At 41.3% G+C, this 22,142-nt stretch carries 22 protein-coding genes; 12 read left to right on the top strand and 10 right to left on the bottom strand.

The window, feature by feature from the left end; genetic code table 11:
* Positions 1–122: 122 nt before the first annotated feature.
* A complete protein-coding gene (locus M1K58_RS06980) occupies positions 123–665 on the top strand; it encodes a DedA family protein (RefSeq protein ID WP_256757929.1) in 543 nt (180 codons plus the stop codon).
* A 125-nt stretch (positions 666–790) separates the two neighbouring features.
* Positions 791–1,591: a TetR/AcrR family transcriptional regulator gene (locus M1K58_RS06975; RefSeq protein ID WP_256757928.1), complete on the top strand. Its 801-nt coding sequence runs from the start codon at positions 791–793 to the stop codon at positions 1,589–1,591.
* A gap of 83 nt (positions 1,592–1,674) precedes the next feature.
* On the opposite strand, the gene M1K58_RS06970 is transcribed toward M1K58_RS06975, so the two are convergent.
* Positions 1,675–2,469, bottom strand: a complete 795-nt coding sequence (locus tag M1K58_RS06970) for an ABC transporter permease (RefSeq protein ID WP_256757927.1) — start codon at positions 2,467–2,469, stop codon at positions 1,675–1,677.
* Entirely contained in the window at positions 2,466–3,353 is an 888-nt protein-coding gene (locus M1K58_RS06965) for an ATP-binding cassette domain-containing protein (RefSeq protein WP_256757926.1), read from the bottom strand. The genes M1K58_RS06970 and M1K58_RS06965 overlap by 4 nt, the downstream gene beginning before the upstream one ends.
* A gap of 254 nt (positions 3,354–3,607) precedes the next feature.
* On the opposite strand from M1K58_RS06965, the gene cls reads away from it, so the two are divergent.
* Entirely contained in the window at positions 3,608–5,053 is a 1,446-nt protein-coding gene (cls, locus tag M1K58_RS06960) for a cardiolipin synthase (protein ID WP_256757925.1), read from the top strand.
* 17 nt (positions 5,054–5,070) lie between these two features.
* Here the strand turns inward: cls and M1K58_RS06955 are convergent, their stop codons facing one another.
* A complete protein-coding gene (locus M1K58_RS06955) occupies positions 5,071–5,865 on the bottom strand; it encodes a protein-glutamine gamma-glutamyltransferase (RefSeq protein ID WP_256757924.1) in 795 nt (264 codons plus the stop codon).
* 355 nt (positions 5,866–6,220) lie between these two features.
* On the opposite strand from M1K58_RS06955, the gene M1K58_RS06950 reads away from it, so the two are divergent.
* The 3 genes from M1K58_RS06950 to M1K58_RS06940 are packed head-to-tail and all read left to right on the top strand — an operon-like array spanning position 6,221 to position 7,925.
* Positions 6,221–6,652, top strand: a complete 432-nt coding sequence (locus M1K58_RS06950; RefSeq protein WP_256757923.1) for a VOC family protein — start codon at positions 6,221–6,223, stop codon at positions 6,650–6,652.
* 59 nt (positions 6,653–6,711) lie between these two features.
* Complete coding sequence (locus M1K58_RS06945) at positions 6,712–7,083, top strand: iron chaperone (protein ID WP_256757922.1); 372 nt, start codon at positions 6,712–6,714, stop codon at positions 7,081–7,083.
* Positions 7,071–7,925, top strand: coding sequence for a nucleotidyltransferase domain-containing protein (locus M1K58_RS06940; RefSeq protein WP_256757921.1), 855 nt, complete (start codon positions 7,071–7,073; stop codon positions 7,923–7,925). The genes M1K58_RS06945 and M1K58_RS06940 overlap by 13 nt, the downstream gene beginning before the upstream one ends.
* 117 nt (positions 7,926–8,042) lie before the next feature.
* Here M1K58_RS06940 and gnd read toward each other — a convergent pair whose 3' ends face one another.
* From gnd to M1K58_RS06915, 5 genes are all read right to left on the bottom strand, one after another.
* The gene (gene gnd, locus M1K58_RS06935; RefSeq protein WP_256757920.1) at positions 8,043–9,455 is read right to left on the bottom strand and encodes a decarboxylating NADP(+)-dependent phosphogluconate dehydrogenase; all 1,413 of its coding nucleotides are present in this window, start codon (positions 9,453–9,455) and stop codon (positions 8,043–8,045) included.
* Positions 9,456–9,470: 15 nt separating this feature from the next.
* Positions 9,471–10,817: a GntP family permease gene (locus M1K58_RS06930; RefSeq protein WP_256757919.1), complete on the bottom strand. Its 1,347-nt coding sequence runs from the start codon at positions 10,815–10,817 to the stop codon at positions 9,471–9,473.
* A gap of 19 nt (positions 10,818–10,836) precedes the next feature.
* Positions 10,837–12,387, bottom strand: coding sequence for a gluconokinase (gntK, locus tag M1K58_RS06925; RefSeq protein ID WP_256757918.1), 1,551 nt, complete (start codon positions 12,385–12,387; stop codon positions 10,837–10,839).
* The gene (locus M1K58_RS06920; protein ID WP_256757917.1) at positions 12,380–13,111 is read right to left on the bottom strand and encodes a GntR family transcriptional regulator; all 732 of its coding nucleotides are present in this window, start codon (positions 13,109–13,111) and stop codon (positions 12,380–12,382) included. Before M1K58_RS06920 ends, gntK begins: the two co-directional genes overlap by 8 nt.
* Positions 13,112–13,307: 196 nt before the next feature.
* Entirely contained in the window at positions 13,308–13,874 is a 567-nt protein-coding gene (locus tag M1K58_RS06915; protein ID WP_256757916.1) for a TetR/AcrR family transcriptional regulator, read from the bottom strand.
* 197 nt (positions 13,875–14,071) lie between these two features.
* Here M1K58_RS06915 and lpdA point away from each other — a divergent pair, with 197 nt between their 5' ends.
* From lpdA to M1K58_RS06895, 4 genes are all read left to right on the top strand, one after another.
* Positions 14,072–15,475: a dihydrolipoyl dehydrogenase gene (gene lpdA / locus M1K58_RS06910; RefSeq protein WP_256757915.1), complete on the top strand. Its 1,404-nt coding sequence runs from the start codon at positions 14,072–14,074 to the stop codon at positions 15,473–15,475.
* A gap of 30 nt (positions 15,476–15,505) precedes the next feature.
* Positions 15,506–16,138, top strand: coding sequence for a biotin/lipoyl-containing protein (locus M1K58_RS06905; protein ID WP_256757914.1), 633 nt, complete (start codon positions 15,506–15,508; stop codon positions 16,136–16,138).
* Positions 16,122–17,255 (top strand): ABC transporter permease, encoded by a 1,134-nt coding sequence (locus tag M1K58_RS06900; RefSeq protein WP_256757913.1) that lies wholly within the window; start codon positions 16,122–16,124, stop codon positions 17,253–17,255. The genes M1K58_RS06905 and M1K58_RS06900 overlap by 17 nt, the downstream gene beginning before the upstream one ends.
* A gap of 85 nt (positions 17,256–17,340) precedes the next feature.
* Entirely contained in the window at positions 17,341–18,141 is an 801-nt protein-coding gene (locus tag M1K58_RS06895; RefSeq protein ID WP_256757912.1) for a GNAT family N-acetyltransferase, read from the top strand.
* 172 nt (positions 18,142–18,313) lie between these two features.
* On the opposite strand, the gene trpB is transcribed toward M1K58_RS06895, so the two are convergent.
* Positions 18,314–19,474 carry a tryptophan synthase subunit beta gene (trpB, locus tag M1K58_RS06890; protein ID WP_256757911.1) on the bottom strand — a complete coding sequence of 387 codons (1,161 nt, stop codon included), beginning with the start codon at positions 19,472–19,474 and terminating at the stop codon, positions 18,314–18,316.
* A 115-nt stretch (positions 19,475–19,589) separates the two neighbouring features.
* A complete protein-coding gene (locus tag M1K58_RS06885) occupies positions 19,590–20,792 on the bottom strand; it encodes an MFS transporter (protein ID WP_256757910.1) in 1,203 nt (400 codons plus the stop codon).
* Between the two features lie 174 nt (positions 20,793–20,966).
* Between M1K58_RS06885 and M1K58_RS06880 the strand changes: the two genes are divergently transcribed.
* Entirely contained in the window at positions 20,967–21,539 is a 573-nt protein-coding gene (locus M1K58_RS06880; protein ID WP_256757909.1) for a TetR/AcrR family transcriptional regulator, read from the top strand.
* A 155-nt stretch (positions 21,540–21,694) separates the two neighbouring features.
* Positions 21,695–22,135: a hypothetical protein gene (locus M1K58_RS06875; protein WP_256757908.1), complete on the top strand. Its 441-nt coding sequence runs from the start codon at positions 21,695–21,697 to the stop codon at positions 22,133–22,135.
* Positions 22,136–22,142: the final 7 nt, after the last annotated feature.

Below are 22,142 nucleotides of genomic sequence, written 5' to 3'. Positions count from 1 at the left end.
ACGACATGTAACGATCTCTTTTGACATAGGGAAGAGCAGGGGGAGACATCATTCATTCTCATATCCAGGAATTACTTCAGCAATACGGGTATATCGGTATTTTCGTCGTATTTACGCTTGAGATGATTGGGCTTCCGTTTCCTGTTGAAACAACGCTTACGATAGCTGGAATAGGTGTATCTAATGGTACGTTTTCATTCCTTCCATTGTTTATTTCTGCAGTTCTGGGAAATATGATAGGTGCAACGATTGCCTATTATATTGGCTCTAAAGTCGGTAGTTCAGTTTTGATAAAATATGGTAAGTACGTCGGTGTTACCGACAAAAGACTAAAGGTAGCGGAGAGGATGCTATTGCAGTATCGAATTCCGGTATTCTTTTTATCCAAGTTTATTACTGGGGTACGTGTTTTCGTGCCCTATCTAAGCGGGATAAATCAATTTTCATTTAAGCTGTTTTTTATTTATAATGCTTTGGCTACTATGTTTTGGGCAGCTATCTTTATTTTCATGGGGCGCTGGATTCATATCTATTGGATGAAGTATCACACCTATTTGAGTAAGGGATGGCTAGTTTCGTTGATAAGTATGGCGATCATAGCTGCGGTCGGGTTACTGGTGTGGAGTAGAGTTAAGAAGCATAGGAGACAGCTAGGAAATGTTTAAGTGCCATTAGAGAAGATAGCTTCTTATGGTATACTGTATATCAGGTAAACAATTTACACAGAGGCTAGTTTAAAACAAAGCTACAAGATTCATTCATGGCGTAGAACTATGGGGGACTTGGATATATGCAAAATAAGGATCACCTGGATCACGAGGCATTGAATAATTTGCCTAACGGTGCAAAGCTCGGATGGGGGTTGGGTAAACAACCCAAAAGAGGTCCAAAAGGCGAACTGAGCATCAAAAAGATAGTAGAGGCAGCAATCTCAATCGCGGATAAGGAAGGGCTTTCCGCTGTCTCGATGAATCGGGTTGCTGGTTCCTTGGGCTTTACCACGATGTCACTATATAGGTACATTTCCAGCAAGGATGACCTGCTTATGCTTATGCAGGACGCTGCATGTGAGATTTCTATACCTCCCGAGAAGGAGGACGCGGATTGGCGCGAAGAAATGCGAGAATACGTGCATGCTGTCATCGATGTTTTTCGGATTCATCCCTGGTATGGAGATATCCCGATCATGAGTGTCCCGGTTACACCGAATAATCTACAAATGATTGATTGGGTGCTCCGGATCATGCGTAAATTTTCATTAAATGATTATGAAAAGATGTCAATCCTGCTTCTTCTAAGTAGTTACTCACGCTCTTGCGGGTTGATTCAACGGGATATGGATAGGGCCATCATAGCTGGTGGGAGTCCCAGTACTTTTAGTGGATTGGACTATAGCGCGGCGCTCAAGCAATTAGTTAAGCCGGAGCGCTTTCCAAATCTGCACCCGGTCATCATGTCCGGTGCATACACAGACGAGAATGAGAGTGATAACACGGTCGGCAATGATTTCGATTTTGGAATGGAACGGATTCTTGACGGAATCGAATACTTTCTTGTTAACAAGAAGCCTATATCGTCGGATACAGCGTGAAATACCGAAAAGTATAGCCGTATAAAAAGAACAGCGGTTAGACAATTGTCTAATCGCTGTTCTTTTTGGTATCTTGATAACTGTTATCTCCGTCCTGCTTTCTTCTGAAATGCGATGAAGCACCATATGAGGGATGTAAGGAGGATGAACGAGCACCAACCGATTGCCCACCACGCTTGATCATGGATCGGGGTACCCGTAAGTAGTCCACGGATCGTTTCAATAACTGGTGTGATCGGCTGGTGGTTCGCAACGCCTTGCAACCAATTCGGCATCGTGTCCGTTGGAACAAAGGCACTGGATAGGTAGGGCAGGAATAGCAATGCAAACCCATAACTGCTAGCGGCGGAAGGACTACCCGAGACCAATCCGATGGCGGCAAATAGCCAGGTGAAGGTAAGGATAAACAAGATAATGATCCCTAATGCGGCTAACCATTCGATCGCATTGGCTGAGGGCCGAAAACCAACTAGAAATGCAACACCAATGACAACGGCAGTTGCTAGTGAGTTACGAGCAAGGCTTGCGACGACATGACCTGTAATAACACTTAGACTTTGGATCGGCATTGTCCGAAATCGATCAATGATTCCGTTCGTCATGTCATGAGCGACATCAACCGCTGTACTGGCAGAGCCGAATCCGGCGCAGAGTAGAATGATACCGGGCACAACGTAGTTCACATAGTTTCCACCTGGATCGATAGCCCCACCAAACACGTATGTGAACAGTAGCATGAGCATGACGGGAAGCATAATGGCCATAATCAATGCCTCGGTATTGCGCAGGCTTAGACGAATGCTGCGTCCAATGAACACGGCATTCGTTAAGCCAAAGGATGAGGACTTAGTGAACGCTCGAGGGGTTATATTTGTCATGATAGGGATTCCTCCAATTTTTTCGATGTCAGGAGAAGAAATACATCATCTAAACTCGGTTTTCGAATGCTAACACGTGTCTCTTGCGGGTATTTCAGGGCGAGCTCATTAAGTGATAGTCGTATATCATGGATTGTTCCAGTCGTAGAAACCGTTCCGATCAATTCTTCATTGGAATTGTGCAGTTCAATGACTTCGCCACCTAATTTTGACTTCAAATCATTGGCTGTTCCACTCGCAACGACATGGCCGCCGTTTATTACTGCGATCCTATCAGCGAGTTGATCCGCTTCTTCTAAATACTGAGTCGTGAGAAATATGGTTATCCCTTGTGCCTTCAACTGAAGGATGATTTCCCATAAGGCCCGTCGGCTAATCGTATCCAGACCTGTCGTCGGCTCATCCAAGAATAACACTGGGCGACTTACAACAAGACTAATAGCGAGATCAAGTCGGCGGCGCATCCCTCCTGAATACGTTTTGACTAGTTTTTTGGCTGCGGCGGTTAGATCGAAGTGCTTCAGTAGTTCGTCTGTTCGAGTACGGGATTCTGCAATAGTGAGTCCAGAAAGTCTGCAAATCATTTGTAGATTTTCTTCACTTGTGAGCATTTCATCGACTGCGGCGAATTGTCCAGTAAGACTAATGGATTGTTTCACCTTATTCTTTTCGGAAACAACATCGTAACCGGCTACCTTTACGGATCCTTCGTCAGGGGCGACCAACGTAGACAGGATATGGATTAGCGTTGTCTTTCCAGCGCCGTTTGGACCAAGCAGGGCATAAACAGTGCCCACCGGTACGGAGATATCAATACCGTTAAGCACGACATGGCTGCCGAACTTTTTACGTAATCCTTTTACATCAATGGCCAATTTACTCATGTTTTCACTCCTCCATAGGCTTCTAAACTGTGTGTTATGTAAACAGTATATTAAGTAAACAGTTATTTGGCAATAAAAAAGATCGAAATCGGTATTTTATATTAAAGAAATTCATTATATCCCAGTATATTTAGTGAAAGGTGTTGAGTTTGATGCGGTTATTATCTATAATGGCTCGCAGGAGCAATAGGGTCATAATAGTGAGGTTCAGTTTTTAGTTGTTACTTAATGCACGAACAGGAAGGAATACATAAATGGATATCACTCAGGTTCTACTGAGCATTGTTCTCGTTCTTAACATGATCTTTGCAGCAGCTATCGTGTTTCTAGAGAGAAGGGACATCGGAACCACGTGGGCATGGTTACTCGTATTGTTCTTTATCCCTCTTCTTGGATTTGTGGTCTATTTGTTGTTTGCGCAAAACTTAAGCCGTTCGAAGTTATTCCGGTGGCGAGATTTTAAGAAAAGCGAAACGAGTAAATTATCGGAGCAGCAAAATAATCTGTTATTCTCAAGACAATTCCATCCTACAAATGAAAGCGCAACGAACAATTTGGAATTAATTTATTTGCATGCGATTAATAATCACGCAGTATATGCAGAAGATAACCAGGTTGAGCTGCTTATTGATGGAGAAGAGAAGTTTAATCGGCTGTATCAGGATATTCGTGAAGCTAAGGAGCATATTCATGTTCAATATTACATAATCAAGAGGGATTCGACGGGGAAGAGGTTGATGGAGGCATTAACCGAAAGGGCTAAGAGTGGTATTAAAGTAAAAGTCCTCTATGATGAAATGGGCTCAAGAGCATTGACGAGAAGCTTCTTCAAGGATTTTCTTGATGCAGGTGGTGAAATCGCCATCTTCTTTCCGTCTCGCTTCCGTCTCATCAATCTCCGATTAAATTACAGAAATCATCGGAAAATGGTCGTTATCGACGGGAAAATTGGCTATACAGGTGGATTCAATGTCGGTGATGAATATGTGGGAGTGAGCAAGAAATTCGGCTATTGGCGGGATACCCATATTAGAGTTGAGGGGACAGCTGTATTTGCGCTGCAGACACGTTTCATCCTAGACTGGAATCAAGCTTCCGGTCATGATATAGGGTATGACTCGGGATACTATCCTCAGCCTGAAGCGAAGGGGAAGGTTGGGATACAGATTGTGTCCAGCGGTCCCGACTCGGAAACGGAAAATATCAAAATCGGCTATATCAAAATGATTTTGTCAGCGAAAAAATCTGTGTCGATCCAAACGCCCTATTTTATCCCGGATGCTAGCCTGTTGGATGCTCTGCGGATTGCTTGTATGTCTGGTGTTGAAGTGAACCTTATGGTTCCTAATAAACCAGATCATCTCTTTGTATATTGGGCGACATTATCTCATGTTGGTGAGATGTTGAAGGCAGGGGCAAAGGTATATATTTATAACAAAGGGTTTATCCATGCGAAAACAATTGTCGTGGATGAAGAAATTTCATCAGTTGGCACAGCAAACATAGATGTGAGAAGCTTCAAGCTCAATTTTGAGGTGAATGCGTTCCTGTACGATAAGGAGTTCTCAAGGCGTCTGGCGCGCATATTCGAAAAGGACATCGAAGATAGCAAGCTTCTTACACTGGACGAGTATAGTCACAGAGCGAGATGGATTCGAGTTAAGGAATCGATCTCTCGATTGCTGTCGCCTATATTATAAGCTGTCAGCTACTCCTTCTATTTAATGAAATTGTGAAGGCCTATCCTTGCAAAAATAACGGATCTCAAGTCAGGTGCAAACTGCGAGAGATACAAATAACCTGGATGAGTGACATTATCCATGAGGTAGGCCAATTGATTGCTGCCGGGACGTCGGTTTTCGTTTAAGCCGGAAATGATCGTTGTTGCTGGTACGATACCGAATGGGTGTCCATAGTAGCTGTCATCCCCGATCTTGACCACATTCTCGCCACGCCACACCGGCGTATCAGGCGAGAAGTCAGGATTGTTGAAATAAAGAATGTCACCAGGGTAAGAATTGTTGGATCCGGTTTGTGTGGTCAGCCGCAAATTATCGTCAATGTGCCAGTCGTACAAGAGCAATCCGGAGAAGAGGCGGTTGAAATCGGTTTCCCTGATTGAATCAAGCACTCCCTTGTAGATGACAATGACGGTGGCGGTCGAGCATTCGGTAGCATATTTGCTGCCGTTCGCGAAAATATCCCGGATACCCTCAGCTGGTGTACTGTTGTCCTTGATCTGGAATCCACCTTGATCAGTTAAATTCCACAACTGCTCGTTGCATTGCGCCTTATCGAAGTCTGCAAACCTCAATCCGCTATTGCTTAAAGCATCAGCCGCGGCAATCATGGCAGCCCTGAGTGTCATTTCGAACCGCAAGTGCTGAACGGATTGATAAGGGTAGGTGACTGCGCTATTCTTTTTCAGCTCATAGATCTCGATTGCAATGGGAGACCATGAGGAAGTATCAACGGCTGTCTGCTGGCCAGTTATTGTAATGATCGTACCCACCTCCTATGCATCATCTTTAGAGAGTATGCAGAATTGAGGATAGAAATGAATTACTGTTGTTTATGACCAAATTATGTATAATAAGAGTTAATGGAAAAACGACTGGAAGGAGTGGGAGTATGAAAAGAAACAGAGGAGCAATAATCGTTCATCTTATCCATTCATATTCTTGTTCCTTTAAGACACTAAAGCATTCATTGCTTTAGTGTTTTTTTATATATCTGGAGGTGTTTTCATTGTATTTGTACAAAAGAGTTGCAGAACCGTATATTAGATTAAGAGCAATTCATAATTTAGAAAAAGGTTACATTGTATTTTTTGCAGGAAAAAGAATAAAGAAAGTAGGAATTTTAATATGATTCCGGCTAGAGTCAGCCTCATTACAATCGGAGCAAAGAATGTCCCAGTACTCAGAAAGTTCTATCAAGGCTTAGGGTGGACCGAAACAGAAATAAGTTCAGATAACTATGCCGTTTTTAAGACTTCAGGCGTTTTACTGTCTATTTATCCAATGGAAGAATTACTGAAGGATGCAGGACTAGAAATTTCAGATGCTCCGATTCAGTTTAAAGGTGTAACCCTCTCGATTAATGTGGATGAAATCAAAGACGTAGATCTGATTATTAATCAAGTAAAGAACAAGGGCGGTAAGATCGTTAAGGAGCCAAGTGATGCATTCTGGGGGGGAAGAACAGGACATTTTATGGATCCAGAGTATAATTCATGGGAAGTTGCGTGGAATCCGACTTCAATATTTAATGAATATGGGGCAATGATATCTTTTTAAGAACTACTTCTTTTGAGACTAACTATCAACAGTATAATTTTATTTTAGGAGGCAACAACATGGAAGTTTTTGCTGAATATTTAGCGCAGATTAAAAACCCGCAGCACCGGACCCGAACGGAAGAGGTTTTGGCTTGGGTAACGAATAAATTTCCATCCTTAATACCAAAAGTTGCGTGGAATCAGCCTATGTTTACCGATCATGGCACATTTATAATTGGCTTTAGCGTGGCCAAACATCATTTGGCTGTTGCCCCAGAAAAGGCAGGGATTATACATTTTTCTTACAAAATTGTACAATCTGGCTATGATCACACTAAGGAGCTGGTTCGTATCAAATGGGATAGTCCGGTTGATTTCACATTACTTGAGCAAATGATCGAGTTTAATATTATAGATAAAGCAGACTGTTCAACGTTTTGGCGGAAATAAAAAAAACAGAAAAGTCCATAGAGGTTTCTTCTGATATGAAAGGAAAATACTCAATGAAAGAACATCATCAGTTAGCAATAAGTAAATTGATCGACTTATTAAAAAGCAAAGAAGAATTTCTAGCCATTATTGTTGCTGGATCAATAGCTAAGGGAACAGCAAAAGATAGCTCAGATATCGATGTGTATCTTGTTGTGACAGACGATGAATTTAACATTCGGAAAAAAGAGAATAACTTATTTTTCTACAATCGTGAAATTTGTGATTATCCTGGGGGTTATATAGACGGGAAGATCATCAGCTATAACTTTTTAGTAAAAGCAGCATTACAAGGTAGCGAACCAACAAGAGCGTCCTTTATGGGTGCAACTGTTGTCTATTCAAGATTATTGGGCGTGGAAGAGGTTGTAAAACAAATCCCTATTTACCAAGAAACCAATAGATCAAAGAATCTTATTGATTTTTATGCACAAGTGCTACTTTATGGAAATTACTTTGCAATTCAATCATTAGAACAGGAAAACACTTATTTAGAAAAGCACTCAATAAGCAATTTAGTACTATTCGCTTCAAGAATGGTTTTGGCTCACAATAGAATTCTTTTTCCTTGTCATAAGTCATTGATGCAATTTGTTGATAAAGCAGATGAAAAACCAGATGCCTTTCTTCAAAAAGCGAATGAATTAATGAATGATCCCTCTAAAGAGAAAGTAGCCGATTTTGTGAATATGATCTCTTCCTTTCAAGATTGGGGAATTAATTATAGCCAGGCAGTAAGCCTATTTGTTGAAAACAATGAATGGAATTGGTTGGATCAGGAACCGCCATTGCAAGATCGATAAGATTAGAAAGCATTTCAAGTCAGACTCTGTAGAAGCTGACCGCAAGAGCATTAAAAAATCGTCTTCTGATTTATCAGAAGACGATGGAAAAAGCGGATGATGCTTTTCTAATACCGATCACAGCCAGTTGGTGTGAAAGAATCCTGTTACATCACTTCGTTCATAAGTATGAGCACCAAAATAGTCCCGTTGTGCTTGTAAAAGGTTAGCATTTGACATGCCTGTCCGATAGTTATCGTAATAAGTAATGGAAGAACTTAAGCATGGTAACGCGTTTCCAGTATTGATGCCCTCACTGACAACTTTGCGCAATCCGATTTGATATTGTTTAATCTTCTCAGCAAAATAGGGGGCTATTAATAAATTTGCCAGATTCGGCTGTGATTGATATGTTTCGCTTATTACGTTTAAAAAATCAGCACGAATGATACAACCACCACGGAAAATAAGAGCAATATCCTTCAAAGGTAAATCCCATTCGTAAAGTTCAGAAGTCATTCTATATTGTGTAAATCCTTGCGCGTAGGCACAAATTTTGCCCATATATAAGGCTTGTCTAATGTACTCAATCCACAAGTCTTTATCTAAATTCGGCTGATCCATCTCAGGGCCGGATAGGATATCTTCTGCATAAATCCGTTCCTCTTTTAAGGAGGAGATATAACGGGCAAACAAAGACTCTGTAATAATAGAGGATGGGATACCGTTATCTATTGCCTGAATGCTCGTCCATTTACCTGTACCTTTTTGCCCAGTTTTATCAAGAATCACATCGATCAGCGGTAAGCCCGTTATTTCATCCTTTTTCCGTAAAATCTCAGCTGTGATTTGGATTAAATAACTTTGTAGTTCACCCTCATTCCAGGATTCAAAGATCTCGGCAATTTCATCAACGGGTAAATCTAACCTTTTTCTTAAAAATGTATAGGCTTCTGCGATTAATTGCATATCTGCATACTCGATTCCGTTATGGACCATCTTTACAAAGTGACCTGAACCTTTTGGTCCAATATAAACGCAGCAAGGATCGTCGTCCACTTGGGCTGCTATTTTTGTTAGAATAGGAGCTACCTTATTGTATACGTCTTTATCTCCACCAGGCATGATCGAAGGTCCTTCTAAAGCTCCAACTTCGCCTCCGGAAATACCAATTCCTAAATAACCAATTCCTCGTGACCTCAATTCATCATATCTGCGTTCAGTATCTTCGAAATGGGAGTTTCCACCGTCCATGATTACATCTCCAGCTTCAAGAAAGGGTACTAATGCACCTATCACCGAATCGATCGGCTTGCCGGCTGTGACCATAAGGAAAATTTTTCTTGGAGTTTCTAGGGACTGAACAAATTCTTGAATTTCATAGTAGGGATGGATGAATTGACTTAATTGACCTTGAATTTTATCAACAAGTTGATCGGTTAAATCCCTCGTATAATTATAGATAGCCACTTGCTCACCTTTACTAGCCATGTTTAAAGCGATATTACTGCCCATTACCCCTAATCCAATGACACCAATTGTATTCAACATTTCTTCTTACCCCTTTTATACAAATAAACTTAGTAATAAAATGAATCCTAATCCAGCTACAGAAACGATGGTTTCAAGCAATGTCCATGTTGCAAATGTTTCTTTCATGCTTAGACCAAAATACTCTTTAAACATCCAGAAACCAGCATCGTTAACATGGGAAGCTATTACACTACCTGCTCCGGTTGCAAGCACGACTAAAGCAAGATTAACGTCAGATTGTCCTAAGATCGGAATAACCAAACCAGCAGTTGTTAAAGCTGCAACTGTAGCAGAGCCTAAGGAAATTCGTAAAATTGCAGCGATGATCCAGGCAAGCAAGATTGGTGATAGTGAAGTTCCATTGAATAATTCGGCTACATAGTCACCTACACCGCCATTAATCAATACTTGTTTGAAGGCTCCGCCGCCCCCAATGATTAAGAGCATCATCCCAATATGAGTAATAGCAGTTGTACACGATTCCATTACATTTTTAATTGGAATTTTTCTTGCTAGTCCCATGGTGTAGATAGCAACTAGTAAGGAAATCAACATGGAAGTTGATGCATCACCAATAAAACGGATAGCTGCTAGTAAATTATTATCTTCAAATTTTAATGTTTTTTGAAGCAAAGTAATAATCGTAGCTATAGACATCAAAATAACAGGAAGCATTGCGGTAAAAACACTGACACCAAATCCAGGTGTATTTTCCAATTTAAATTCTTTTTGTTCACCTAAAGAGGCAATATTACCCGTTTTCGTAAAGGATGCAGGTACGAGTTTTTTAGCTAGCTTAGTAAATAATGGTCCAGCAAAAAGGACTGTTGGAATTGCAATAATCAAGCCGTAAAGTAAAACCTCACCAATATTCGCGCCATATTCACCTGCAATAACTGTAGGTCCTGGGTGAGGAGGTAAGAAACCGTGTGTTACGGATAAAGCTGCAGCCATCGGAATACCGAGATATAAAATTGAAACTTTTATTTCTCTTGAAATGGCGAATACAATTGGAATTAATAACACTAAACCTACTTCAAAAAATAACGCCACACCAATAATGAATGAAGCAGCTACGACCGCCCATTGGATATTTTTTTCACCAAATTTGTGAACGAGGGTCATGGCAATTCTTTGAGCGCCACCAGAATCAGCGATTAACTTACCCAACATTGCTCCTAGACCAAAGATTAACGCTAAGTGACCAAGTGTTCCTCCTAATCCGGCTTCAATGGTTTTTACAATTTCCTCTAATGGCATTCCAAGTGCTAAAGCGACGCCGAACGATACAATGATTAATGAAATAAAGGTGTTTAATTTGAAGCCCATTATTAACACTAATAACGCTAAAATTCCAATTGCTACCGTAACTAATGGCATTGTAATTTCCCCTTGTGATTTAACTTCTAAGTTGTTGTTTGATTAAGCTTCTTTGATAATTGGCAATCCGTGTATAATCGTCTTCTAATACTTTAGATAGGCTAATAAAAATCTGCAGTAATTCCTTGTATTCTTTTGTTGCTTCTTCTTTTGGAGCGTGTTTGATTGTAGTGCCCACCATATCAGAAACGACTTCAAAGGATTGAATTTTTCCGGTGGCATATAAGCCTAAAATACAAGCACCTAGACAAGAGCTTTCGTAGCTTTCTGGAACAACTACTTCAGAGTTAAATATATCGGACAGCATTTGCCGCCAAACATCTGATCTAGCGAAGCCACCAGTAGCTTGAATTCGGGTAACAGGACCGTCCATACATTCGGTTAATGCTAAAAATACGGTGTATAAGTTGTAAATGACTCCTTCTAGGGCTGCTCGAATCATATGTTCTTTTTTATGTGACATCGTTAAACCGAAGAATGAGCCGCGTACGTCTGGATTCCATAATGGTGCACGTTCACCAGCGAGGTATGGGTGGAATAACAATCCATCAGCCCCTGGTCTTACACGTTCAGCAATCTTAGTGATAACATCATAGGGATCAATTCCTAGTCTTTTTGCTGTTTCTACTTCTGATGAGGCAAGCTCATCACGGATCCAGCGAAGGACCATGCCGCCGTTGTTTACCGGCCCGCCGATTACCCAGTTATTTTCTGTTAAGGCATAACAAAATATTCTACCCTGTTCATCAGTTTGCGGCTTGTCAATAATGGTCCGAATGGCACCACTTGTCCCAATTGTGACGGCAAGTTCACCTTTACGTATCGCATTTACACCCAAATTAGAAAGGACTCCATCGCTGGCACCAATGACAAACGGTGTTTGTGGATGGATACCAATCTGTTTTGCTAAATCTGAATCAAGGTTAGTAAATATCTTGGTTGTGGGTACGAGCTCAGATAGTTGGGCAGGTGTAACACCAGCAATTCTTAAAGCCTCTTCGTCCCAATTTAGTGTTTTGAGATTCATCATGCCCATAGCAGATGCCAGTGAGTGATCGACAACATATTGATTAAAGAACTTTTTGAAAATATATTCTTTTATTCCGATATATTTTTTAACCTTGATAGCGGTTTCAGGCAGGTCATTCACAATCCAAGCTATTTTAGTTAAAGGTGACATGGGGTGAATCGGTGTTCCCGTGCGCTTATAGACTTCATGGCCATTCAACTCATCTTTTATTTTATGTGCCCATGCTTCACTTCGGTTATCTGCCCAAGTGATACAAGGCGTCAGCGGCAGGTCATTTTCATCCATTGCAATGACACTATGCATGGCACTGCTAAATGAAACAAACAAGAGCTTGTTATATGAATGATGTTTCATAATATTCGAAATGGCTTGTAGCACTGCCTGGAATATTTCTTCTGGGTCTTGTTCAGCTGTCGACATATCCGGTGTATGAAGAGGGTACCCAATATTTTCTTGTTGGATGACTTCGCCTTTTTCAGTAAATAAAACGGCTTTCGTACTTGTGGTTCCGATATCTACAGCTAACATATAGTTAGTCATTTTGCTGCACTACCCCTTTAGAAAGCATTTGTTGCGATATCCATAGATCTTCTACCTTACCCTGAACATCATCAAAGTTTTCATGTAACGACTTAATCATGAGGTCTCTATCTTTGATTCTGATCGCTTCAATATAAAGCTCATGATTGCTTATAATCCGTGTAAAGTCTTCAACCTTATCCTTTAATCGCTTACGCATAGACAATAGAATGAAGCTTTCCATAACAGGTTTTAAATTATTCCAGATCATCAGGATGTAGGAATGATTAACGGAATGAATAATCGTTTCATGGAACAAGACATCCTGATATGAAAACTCATCAGCATCCCCATATTTAATTGAGATTTTCATCATTTCAAGTATTTTACTAAGTTCCTTTACTAATTCATTTGTGTCTATCCTTACAAGCCGTTCAAATACAAATGATTCTATAAGTAAACGGACATCATAAATTTCTTCTATTTCTTTATCTGATAACCCAATAACAACTGCACCCATTCTTTCTAAACGGATAATATTTTCGGATGCTAGTATTTTTAACGCTTCCCGAATGGGTGAGCGACTTACCGCAAAATCTGCAGCTAATTTGTTTTCTGATAATATAGTACCGCTTTCAATCTGGCCGGAAATAATACGCATTCTAAGCTCGTATGATACACGATCACCAGCAGAGGCTTTTGAAAGCCATTTGGAGGGATAAAGAAATTCACGTGATTCGGTCATAAATTTCACCTTCTCAACTAAGTATACTTGTATACAAGTATTATAACGATTATTTTTAATTTTCCAAGCGCTTTTTTAAGATTGGTGCCTGTCAAGTGATAGCAATTATTGGCTCCCAAATTATTTAAAGAAACCACTCCAGACATTGGAGTGGTTTCGCTTTTAGATATGAATCTATTTTGTGGTCAAACGGAGCTTAGGTCTTAATTAGTCCTTTGATATGCTGCTTGCCTGCCGAAAGAAGGTTGTCGCTGAGGTAAAGATCATTAACGGATCGTGCAAGCACTAGCGTACCGACCATTGTACTAAGCAGTACGCTACCTGTGGCTGTGTCTACTTTTGCTGCATTGGAAATGAATGCAATCATTCGTTCCAGCTCGTGGGTGAACACCTGACGAACCTCATCTGAAGATCGGGAAATTTCACTGGAAAGGGCAGGTAGAATACAGCCCATCTCAGTTCTGTCACGGTGATACGGGCTTAAATAGTAATCAATGATGGCATCGATTTTGGGTCCTTGCTTCACCTCGTCAGCAGCTTTCTGCAAAAGCGCAATTGTATCGCTGATGGCATACTGGCAGGCTTCGGCGACGAGTTGATCTTTGTTATCAAAGTACGAGTAGAACCCTCCATGAGTCAGTCCGGCTCCTTTCATAATGAAAGGGACACTGATGTCGCGAATTCCATTCGCACGAAAAGCTTGAGCGGCACTTTCGATGATCTTGCCTCTAACTTTTAACTTATGACCTTCAGGATATGGCATCGAGCAGACCCTCCGATACGTATAAATCTATTTTAAAATATTATAGTTATCATAATAAGTCATGTCAATTTTCTTATGCCAGCCGTTAGCTATAGAGAAAGAATAAACGAATCTATTGACTGGATTAAAATATGATGATTATAATATATTACGACCATCATATTTTAATGTACAGTTTAATTGGAGGTGTTAGGGGAATGAGTAAGCTTCAAACTGTGGACACATTGGTTATTGGAACAGGTCCAGGAGGATATGTTGCGGCGCAGCGATCCGCGCAGCTAGGGATGAAGACGTTAGTTGTTGAACGCTCCCATCTTGGTGGAGTCTGCACCCATGTGGGCTGCATACCTTCCAAAGCATTGATTGCCGAAGCACATCGCTTTGAATTGCATAGGCAGTGGAGTCAGACTGATGGTTCAGCTTTCTTTAAGAATGCTCAAGCTTTCAAACAAGGGGTCGTGACGAAGCAGGCCGGTGGAGTTAGATATTTGCTGAAAACCGCCGGGGTGGAGATTGTGGAGGGAGAGGCAAGTTTTATCGATGAGCATACCATTGCCGTTAAACACACAGGAATGGATCAGCTTATTTCTTTTAAGCATGTCATACTGGCAACGGGTTCTCGTCCGATTGAGCTGCAGGCATTGCCGTTCGGTGATCGCATCTTGTCTTCCACAGAAGCGTTATCGCTCTCTCATATTCCAGCCAGCCTGATCATTATCGGCGGTGGATACATTGGTGTAGAGCTAGGGCAGATGTATGCCAAGTTCGGAACAGAGGTGACGATACTGGAGGGGGGAGGGCAAGTGTTGCCTGGATTCGAGGCGGAGCTAGCTGCTCCTGTTATTCGGCAGTTGAAAGCCGACGGTATAAACATCATAACAGGGGCGACTGCTATAAAAGCAGAGCAAGATGCCGATTCCCTAACCCTTCATTATTTAAAAAATCAGGAGCAGCATCTGGTTAGAGCGGAATACGCGTTAGTGACTGTCGGAAGAAAACCGAATACAGACGGGAGCTTAGGACTGGAGCGCATCCATTTGCGGGTAACAAGCAGGGGGTTAATTGAAACAGACGAACAGTGCAGAACAGTGATCCCACATATTTTCGCAATTGGTGATATTACACACGGTCCGTCGCTTGCCCACAAAGCTTCCTATGAAGCCAAGGTTGCGGCAGAAGTCATTGCAAATCAACCTTCTGTCGTAGATTACAAAGCGATCCCGCTGGTCGTTTTTTCCGAACCGGAACTGTCTAGTGTTGGTCTAAGTGAAACGGAAGCAAAGGCAGATGCTATTCCTGTTGTGATTGGCAAGTCCTCCTTCGGTATTAACGGCAGAGCATTGGCGCTACAAGCAACGGTAGGGTTTGTCAAAATCATTGCGGATCAAGCGTCAGGAATCGTAATAGGTGCGCAAATCGTTGGTGAAGAGGCGTCAACTCTCATATCAGAGCTCTCTTTAGCCATCGAGATGGGAGCGACCGTGGAGGATTTGGCTATGACCATCCATCCTCATCCCACATTGGGAGAGGTGATTATGGAGGCTGCTGAGAACGCCGTTCGAATAATCAGAAGGAATAGAAATATAGAGCAGTATGTTTAGAAGCATTCAGGGAGAGGGAGAGATCAAACAATGAATATTAAAGCAGGTTTGTATATTGGAATTGCCGTCGTCGTTATCGCAGGAGGTGCGCTTCTTGCTGCAAAAGGCAAAGATGCAGTTAGTCAGGCGGAGAGTAGAAAACAAGGGATGCTTGAAGCGGAGCAAAAGATGATCGTGTATGACAAAAGTCCAGGGACAATCGTTAAAATCAACGCAGCTATAGGAGATTCCATCAAACAGGGAGACATTCTTTTCAAGGTGAAATCAACTGAAGGAGCGGAGGTAGACGTGCCTTCGTCGGATGATGGATTGATTAGTAGAATCATGATAAAGCCGGGAGATCAGCTTGCGCAAGGTATGCCAGTTGCAGTTGTGCAAAAGACCACCTATTATGCGGACCTCTATGTGCAAGAAGGGGAAATTCAGAAGCTTGAGGTCAACCAAAGCGTCCCCGTTCATTTTCCATATCTGAAGCATTCTGCCCAAGTCGATGGCGTTGTGTCTTCGATCTCGGCCGCCCCTCAATTTGCCAGCTTGCGCATGACGCGCGAGAAAGGTCAAGCTGATTTAAGCATGTTTCTAGTCAGAATATCCGTAAATTCAAACTCAGATCTTCTTCCGGGTATGACTGCGGAGGTGGACCTCAATGAAATCGCTGATTGAGGAGTGGAAATACGTAACGGGCAGCAAGTTCCTTCTTATGATTTTTATAGGCCCGCTGATTGCAGCTTTGTTTTTTGGATTGATGTTTTCAAATAACCAAATCAACAAATCACCGGTTGTTGTGATAGACGAGGACCACAGTGTTTATTCGCGACAATTGATTTCGAAATTGAATGCATCCCAATATATGAAAGTAACGAATGTGTTCGCAAATCGCATGGACCCCGAAACCTTGCTAGCAAACGAGCAAGCTGTAGCAGTCATTATGCTTCCTAATCAATTGGAATTACGAAATCTGCATGGGAAGTCTTCGAATATTGGGATTCTAATGGATAACACGATGCCCTCAGGGCTAATGGGGGTCCGCACCGCGATTCAAGAGATCATCACAACGGAAAATACGACTCTTTCCATGACACGTCTGGGACAAAGCGGGATGGATGCGGAAACTGCCAAAGGGCTTATATCTCCGTTATCTCTTCAACAGCGAATGCTGTTTAATCCAACGACAAGCTATGTCGGGTTTATGGTTCTTGGATTTGTGAATATCATCGTAGTCATGATAACAACTAGCGCGGCTGGATCGATTGCACCTCGTCTTCGCAAAGAAGGGAAGCTGTTTGTTAACGGTGTATCGCCTGTCCAGCTCTGGGTTCGCAGCGTACCTTATGCGATTCTGAGTACATTCTCTTTAATGCTAAGTTATGGACTACTCAAGCAAGTAGGAAGTATGCGGTTTGAGGCGGAGCCTTATCTATTTATCGTCCCATTGCTGGTTTATTGCTTTGCCTTGTCTCTTATGGGGTTATTGATAGGTTATACGGCAAAAGATGCGTCTAAAGTGGGTTTACGGTCAAGTCTAGTCGTGTATCCGTCGTTTCTGGCCACGGGGATTCAGTTGACTCCGCTTGCATTTCCAATGTTTTTTCAGATTACGGCATGGGCGTTGCCGATGAACTGGCTTAACCGTTTAATCCGTGGAATGGCATTTCGGCATGGATCGTTGACAGCCTACAGTGTGGAGATCGGAGCTCTGTTAGTCATTATTGGCATTGCGTCCTTGTTAATTGGATTGTTGATGCTTCGTGAATCGCGCAAAACGAATTCTTCTATTTAATATTTCAAGAAAGACTTATACTGGAAGGTAGATTTGATGAAACACGAATTTCATGCGGAGTAGGGAGCTTAGGGGGAATTAATGAATGATTAAATTTGAAAAGGTACATAATCTATCTAATATTCAAGGTTTAAGAGATAAATATTTTATGGACCTTCCTACTACTATGGATGGAATGTGGATTAGCATAATCAATAGTTCAGAGTTTTATGAAATCTATTATCAAACTAATTTAGCGGGATACTTTAGCTTAAGCTCTGACGGTATATTGATACAATTTTTCTTAGATAATGAATTCTTACACTTATCTCAAGACATTTTCACGAAAACATTACTTGATTATTCAATACAGATCGCACATACCTTCACTTTTGATCCTTTATTCTTTTCATTATGTTTGGATTTCCACAGAAGTTTATCCATTCATACCTATTTATTTCAGGATAGTAAAAGAAGTGTTTCCGAAATAGAAGACGATTATCAATTTATCCAAGCAGAGGAAGGACAATTTCAAGCTATTATCGATTTTTATCAGAAAAATACGGATATGGATGGTCTGTTCTTAAACCGTTTTGTGAGTGAACTTATCACAGATGGAGGGTGCTTTATACTCTTTAATAAAAATCATGAAATACTTGGAATCGGTGAATTAAGAAAGAATATCCATAGACCATCCTTCGTGGATCTCGGAGTGATCGTATCTGCTGAAAATAGAAGCAAGGGAATAGGAACTTGTATACTCACAAAGCTAAACAAGATTTCTAATCAAAAGGAGCTTGAGTCTATTTGCTCTTGTGAAAGTGATAATATTGCATCAAAAAGAATGATTGAAAAAGCAGGGTTTATAACGAATAAACATCGATTATGCTTAGTGCGGTTTGAATAATAACAATGAATGGTTTTGTATTTTATTTTTGATGGAAAACATTGAAGAGAAGCATAAGCATCTTTGGAGATTTATATACGACGAAACAGATAATAGGGCACCCTATGGGGGTGCCCTATTATCTGTTCAGCATCGTAAGGAGATAACTGAGACTTGAGCTAGCGTAAAAAAACTATTTCAGCATGTCGAATACTTGCTCAACGTCTTTATCGCCACGACCTGAGAGATTTATAATAATCACTTGGTCATTAGTGAGAGTAGGAGCAAGCTTTTTGGCGAATGCAACAGCATGAGCACTTTCCAATGCTGGGATAATTCCTTCTACACGAGAAAGTTCTTGGAAGGCGGCTAATACTTCTTCATTGCTCACGGTGGTATATTCTGCTCTACCGGACACTTTCAAGTGACTATGCTCTGGTCCGATTCCAGGGTAGTCTAATCCAGCAGCAATGGAGTATGTTGGCTTAGGGTTACCTTCTTCATCTAGAAGTACAAGACACTTAAATCCATGAATTATGCCAGGGACACCTTCTGTTAATGTGGGAGCTTGATCCGGTTCGACCCCGATTAATCTAACGGAAGGTTCATCAATATAGTGTGCGAAAGCGCCTATGGCATTACTTCCACCACCTACACAAGCAATGACAGCATCGGGTAGACGGCCTTCCTTTTCAAGAATTTGACGTTTAGACTCTTCACTAATAATAGATTGAAAATGTTTCACCATACTTGGGAATGGGTGCGGGCCAACAGCTGATCCTAGGAGATAGAAGGTATTTTTGTAGTTCTGTACCAAGTCATTCAATGCTTCGTCTACGGCATCTTTCAGTCGACCTTGGCCTTTGGATACAGGAATAACTTTGGCACCTAGGAGTTCCATTCGGAATACGTTAAGAGATTGACGACGTATGTCCTCAGCTCCCATGTAAATTTCGCAATCCATATTAAACATTGCACAAGCAGTAGCTGTTGCAACTCCGTGTTGACCCGCGCCAGTCTCAGCGATAACACGTTTGGCACCCATGCGTTTTGCAAGTAAGATTTGACCGACAACGTTATTGATTTTGTGAGCGCCAGTATGGTTAAGATCTTCACGCTTCAAATAAACCTTTGCACCACCCCAAGCTTCAGAAATGCGCTGAGCATAAGTTAATGGATTTTCCCGACCTACATATTCACGTAAATAATAATGTAATTCCTTATTAAACTCAGGTTCATCTTTATATTTTTTAAATTGCTCATTTAAATAAGAGAGTACTTCCTGAAGTTCTGGGGGAACGAAGCTACCACCAAATTCACCAAAATAACCTTCTTGCAACTGATCATGACTCATTGATTTAACCTCCATTATATTTAAATATTTTTACTAGGGTTAGTGTAACATATGGAATGAAAAATTGGATATTATTTGCACAGTGGGGCTTATACTAATCTTGTTTCTTGCAAGTTCATTCTGCCATCGTTTTTCTTTTCTCGGTTAAAAAGTAAACCAAAGCTAAAAGTGGCAGGAAGGTGCCAATGAGAGTGGTGAGTTTCCAGCCCCCTTGAACATAAGACCAACCTCCAACAGATGATCCGATGGCTCCTCCTATAAAGAAAATAGACATAAATAGTCCGTTTAGACGCCCCCTTGATTCGCTTCCCAACGAATAAACCGCACGTTGACTGATTACAAGATTTCCCGATACGGCCATGTCGAGCGTAAATGCGGATACAAAAAGAAATATCAAAGCAAGAATAGAATGGCTACTGAACAAATATATGAGTAAAAAAGATAGGGAGGCTACAAGCATGGATAGCCATGTTAACTTCTGGCTCCATCCTTTATCCGCTAATCTTCCGGCAATAGGAGCAGCAATTGCACCGCCCACTCCAACGAGTGCAAACCATGCAATGCCTTGCTGCGACATTCCGAAGTCTTCAGCCAGATGTAAAGGAACAACCGTCCAAAATAAACTAAAAGCTCCAAATAAACAAGCTTGATACAGAGCTCTGCGCCGTAAAACAGGCGTCTGCTTCATCAAATTGCCTAAAGAAGCAATCAGTTTTCCATAGCGTACAGTAGGAGAAGGCGAGCGCTTTGGAAGAGCAATTGATAGCACAACGGTCAATAACGAAATAACAATTGCGGACCCAATAAATACGGTTCTCCAACCCCAAAGACTGGTTATAAAGCTTGCTAATGGTCTGGCAAACATAATTCCAAGCAAGAGTCCGCTCATTACATTGCCAACCACGCGACCGCGTTGATCTTCTGACGCTAAATAAGCTGCGTAGGGCACCAGTATTTGAGCAACCGCAGATCCAATCCCGATAAATAGAGAGGCTGCCAAAAAGAAAGGCGCATTAGGCGCGGATCCAGCGGTTAACAACGCGACAACTGTAACTGTTAGCATAATAACTCCCAGTCGCCGATTTTCAATAATATCACTTAGCGGTACGATGAACAGCAGTCCCACAACATAACCGATTTGAGTTACTGTAACAATGAATCCCGCCGCTGTAGAGGTAAGGCCCGTTGCCTCGCTGATCGGTCCCACCAGAGTTTGAGCATAATAAAGATTAGCAACGATAAGTCCGCATGCAACTGCTAATAAAAATATCAACCAACTCGATATACCGCTTTTTCGAATGTCCTGTTCTTTTTCCATAATGATCCTCCTCAAATAAAATACTGAACGTTCAGTTTATTAATTAATGATTTGAATGTTATACTGAACGCATCGTTTTGTAAATAGGCTTTTTTTTAGTGCTCGTATTTTGTATACTAAACGTATCGTTTATTTAATGTGTGGAAAGTCCCATATACGCAGAGGAGGATTTATATGCAAGGGAAAAGAGGGCGTCCACGCAATATGGTGACACAAAACTCCATCCTTACCGCATCTTATGACTTATTGTTGGAAAGCGGCTTCGGAGCGGTTACGGTTGAAAAAATTGCTGATCTAGCGAAGGTCAGCAAAGCAACAATCTATAAATGGTGGCCTAACAAAGCGGCAGTGGTTATGGACGGATTTCTATCCGCTGCGGCTGCAAGACTGCCTGTGCCGGATACAGGTTCGGTATACAAGGACATGCTGGAGCATGCTACGAATATGGCACGGTTTATGACAAGCCGCGAGGGCTCCATATTTCTAGAGATTATAGGCGAAGGACAAGTAGATTCTGCATTAGCGGATGCATTTCGGACCCGTTATATACAGCCGAGGCGGCTGGAGGTACGGGGGGTATTGGATAAGGGGCTTCGGCGCGGAGAGCTAAAGAAAAATCTTGATATTGCATTATGTACGGATCTTATCTATGGGCCGATCTTTTACCGCTTGTTAGTATCCGGAGATCCGGTTGACGATAACTATGTAAAGCAGCTGGTTACCCATGTGTTTGAAGGAATCATTTAGCATTAAGGCAAACTGATTTCTACTTCTAATTTTTCTAAGTCGATGTGCAATAGTAACTTGAAAATAGTTTTAGATGTCGTGGATAGGTAAATGGGGACGAAACAACGTTGTTTCATATGGCTTCGGTTTTACGAGAGTTGTAAGGAGGTGGACTAATGAAGAAGGCTTGGGTAAATAAATTATTTATTAATTTGGGTTTCTTAGTCATTGTGATCTTAGTTTTTATATTAGGGTTGAAATATCAACATCATTTGCAGGAAGAAGCACGTATGACGTATCAAATTAGACCTAGCTTAGTCTTTTCTGTTCTATTTCCTATTTTCTTTGGAATGCTGCTCGGTTTGCTAAGATGGTTTGAATTATTGAGGAAGACTGGAGAATGGAGGATAAATTGGACTAAGCTTATTGTTTTCGGATTACCTTCACTCTATGTCTCGATATTACCATTGATAATGTGGTCTGGTTTATCTATATCTTATAATGCTCTACCTTTTGGCTACCTTTTGTTGACTTCAGGAACAACTCATACAGTCAGCGGTTTAATTTTAGGTTTTTTATTATTAAATGTATTTGAAAAAGGAAGTAAAGAAGGTTAGGGGCTGT

The sequence above is a fragment of the Cohnella sp. WQ 127256 genome, assembly GCF_024519285.1.
Taxonomy (GTDB): Bacteria; Bacillota; Bacilli; order Paenibacillales; family Paenibacillaceae; genus Cohnella.
This window is presented reverse-complemented; position numbering and strand designations above follow the sequence as displayed.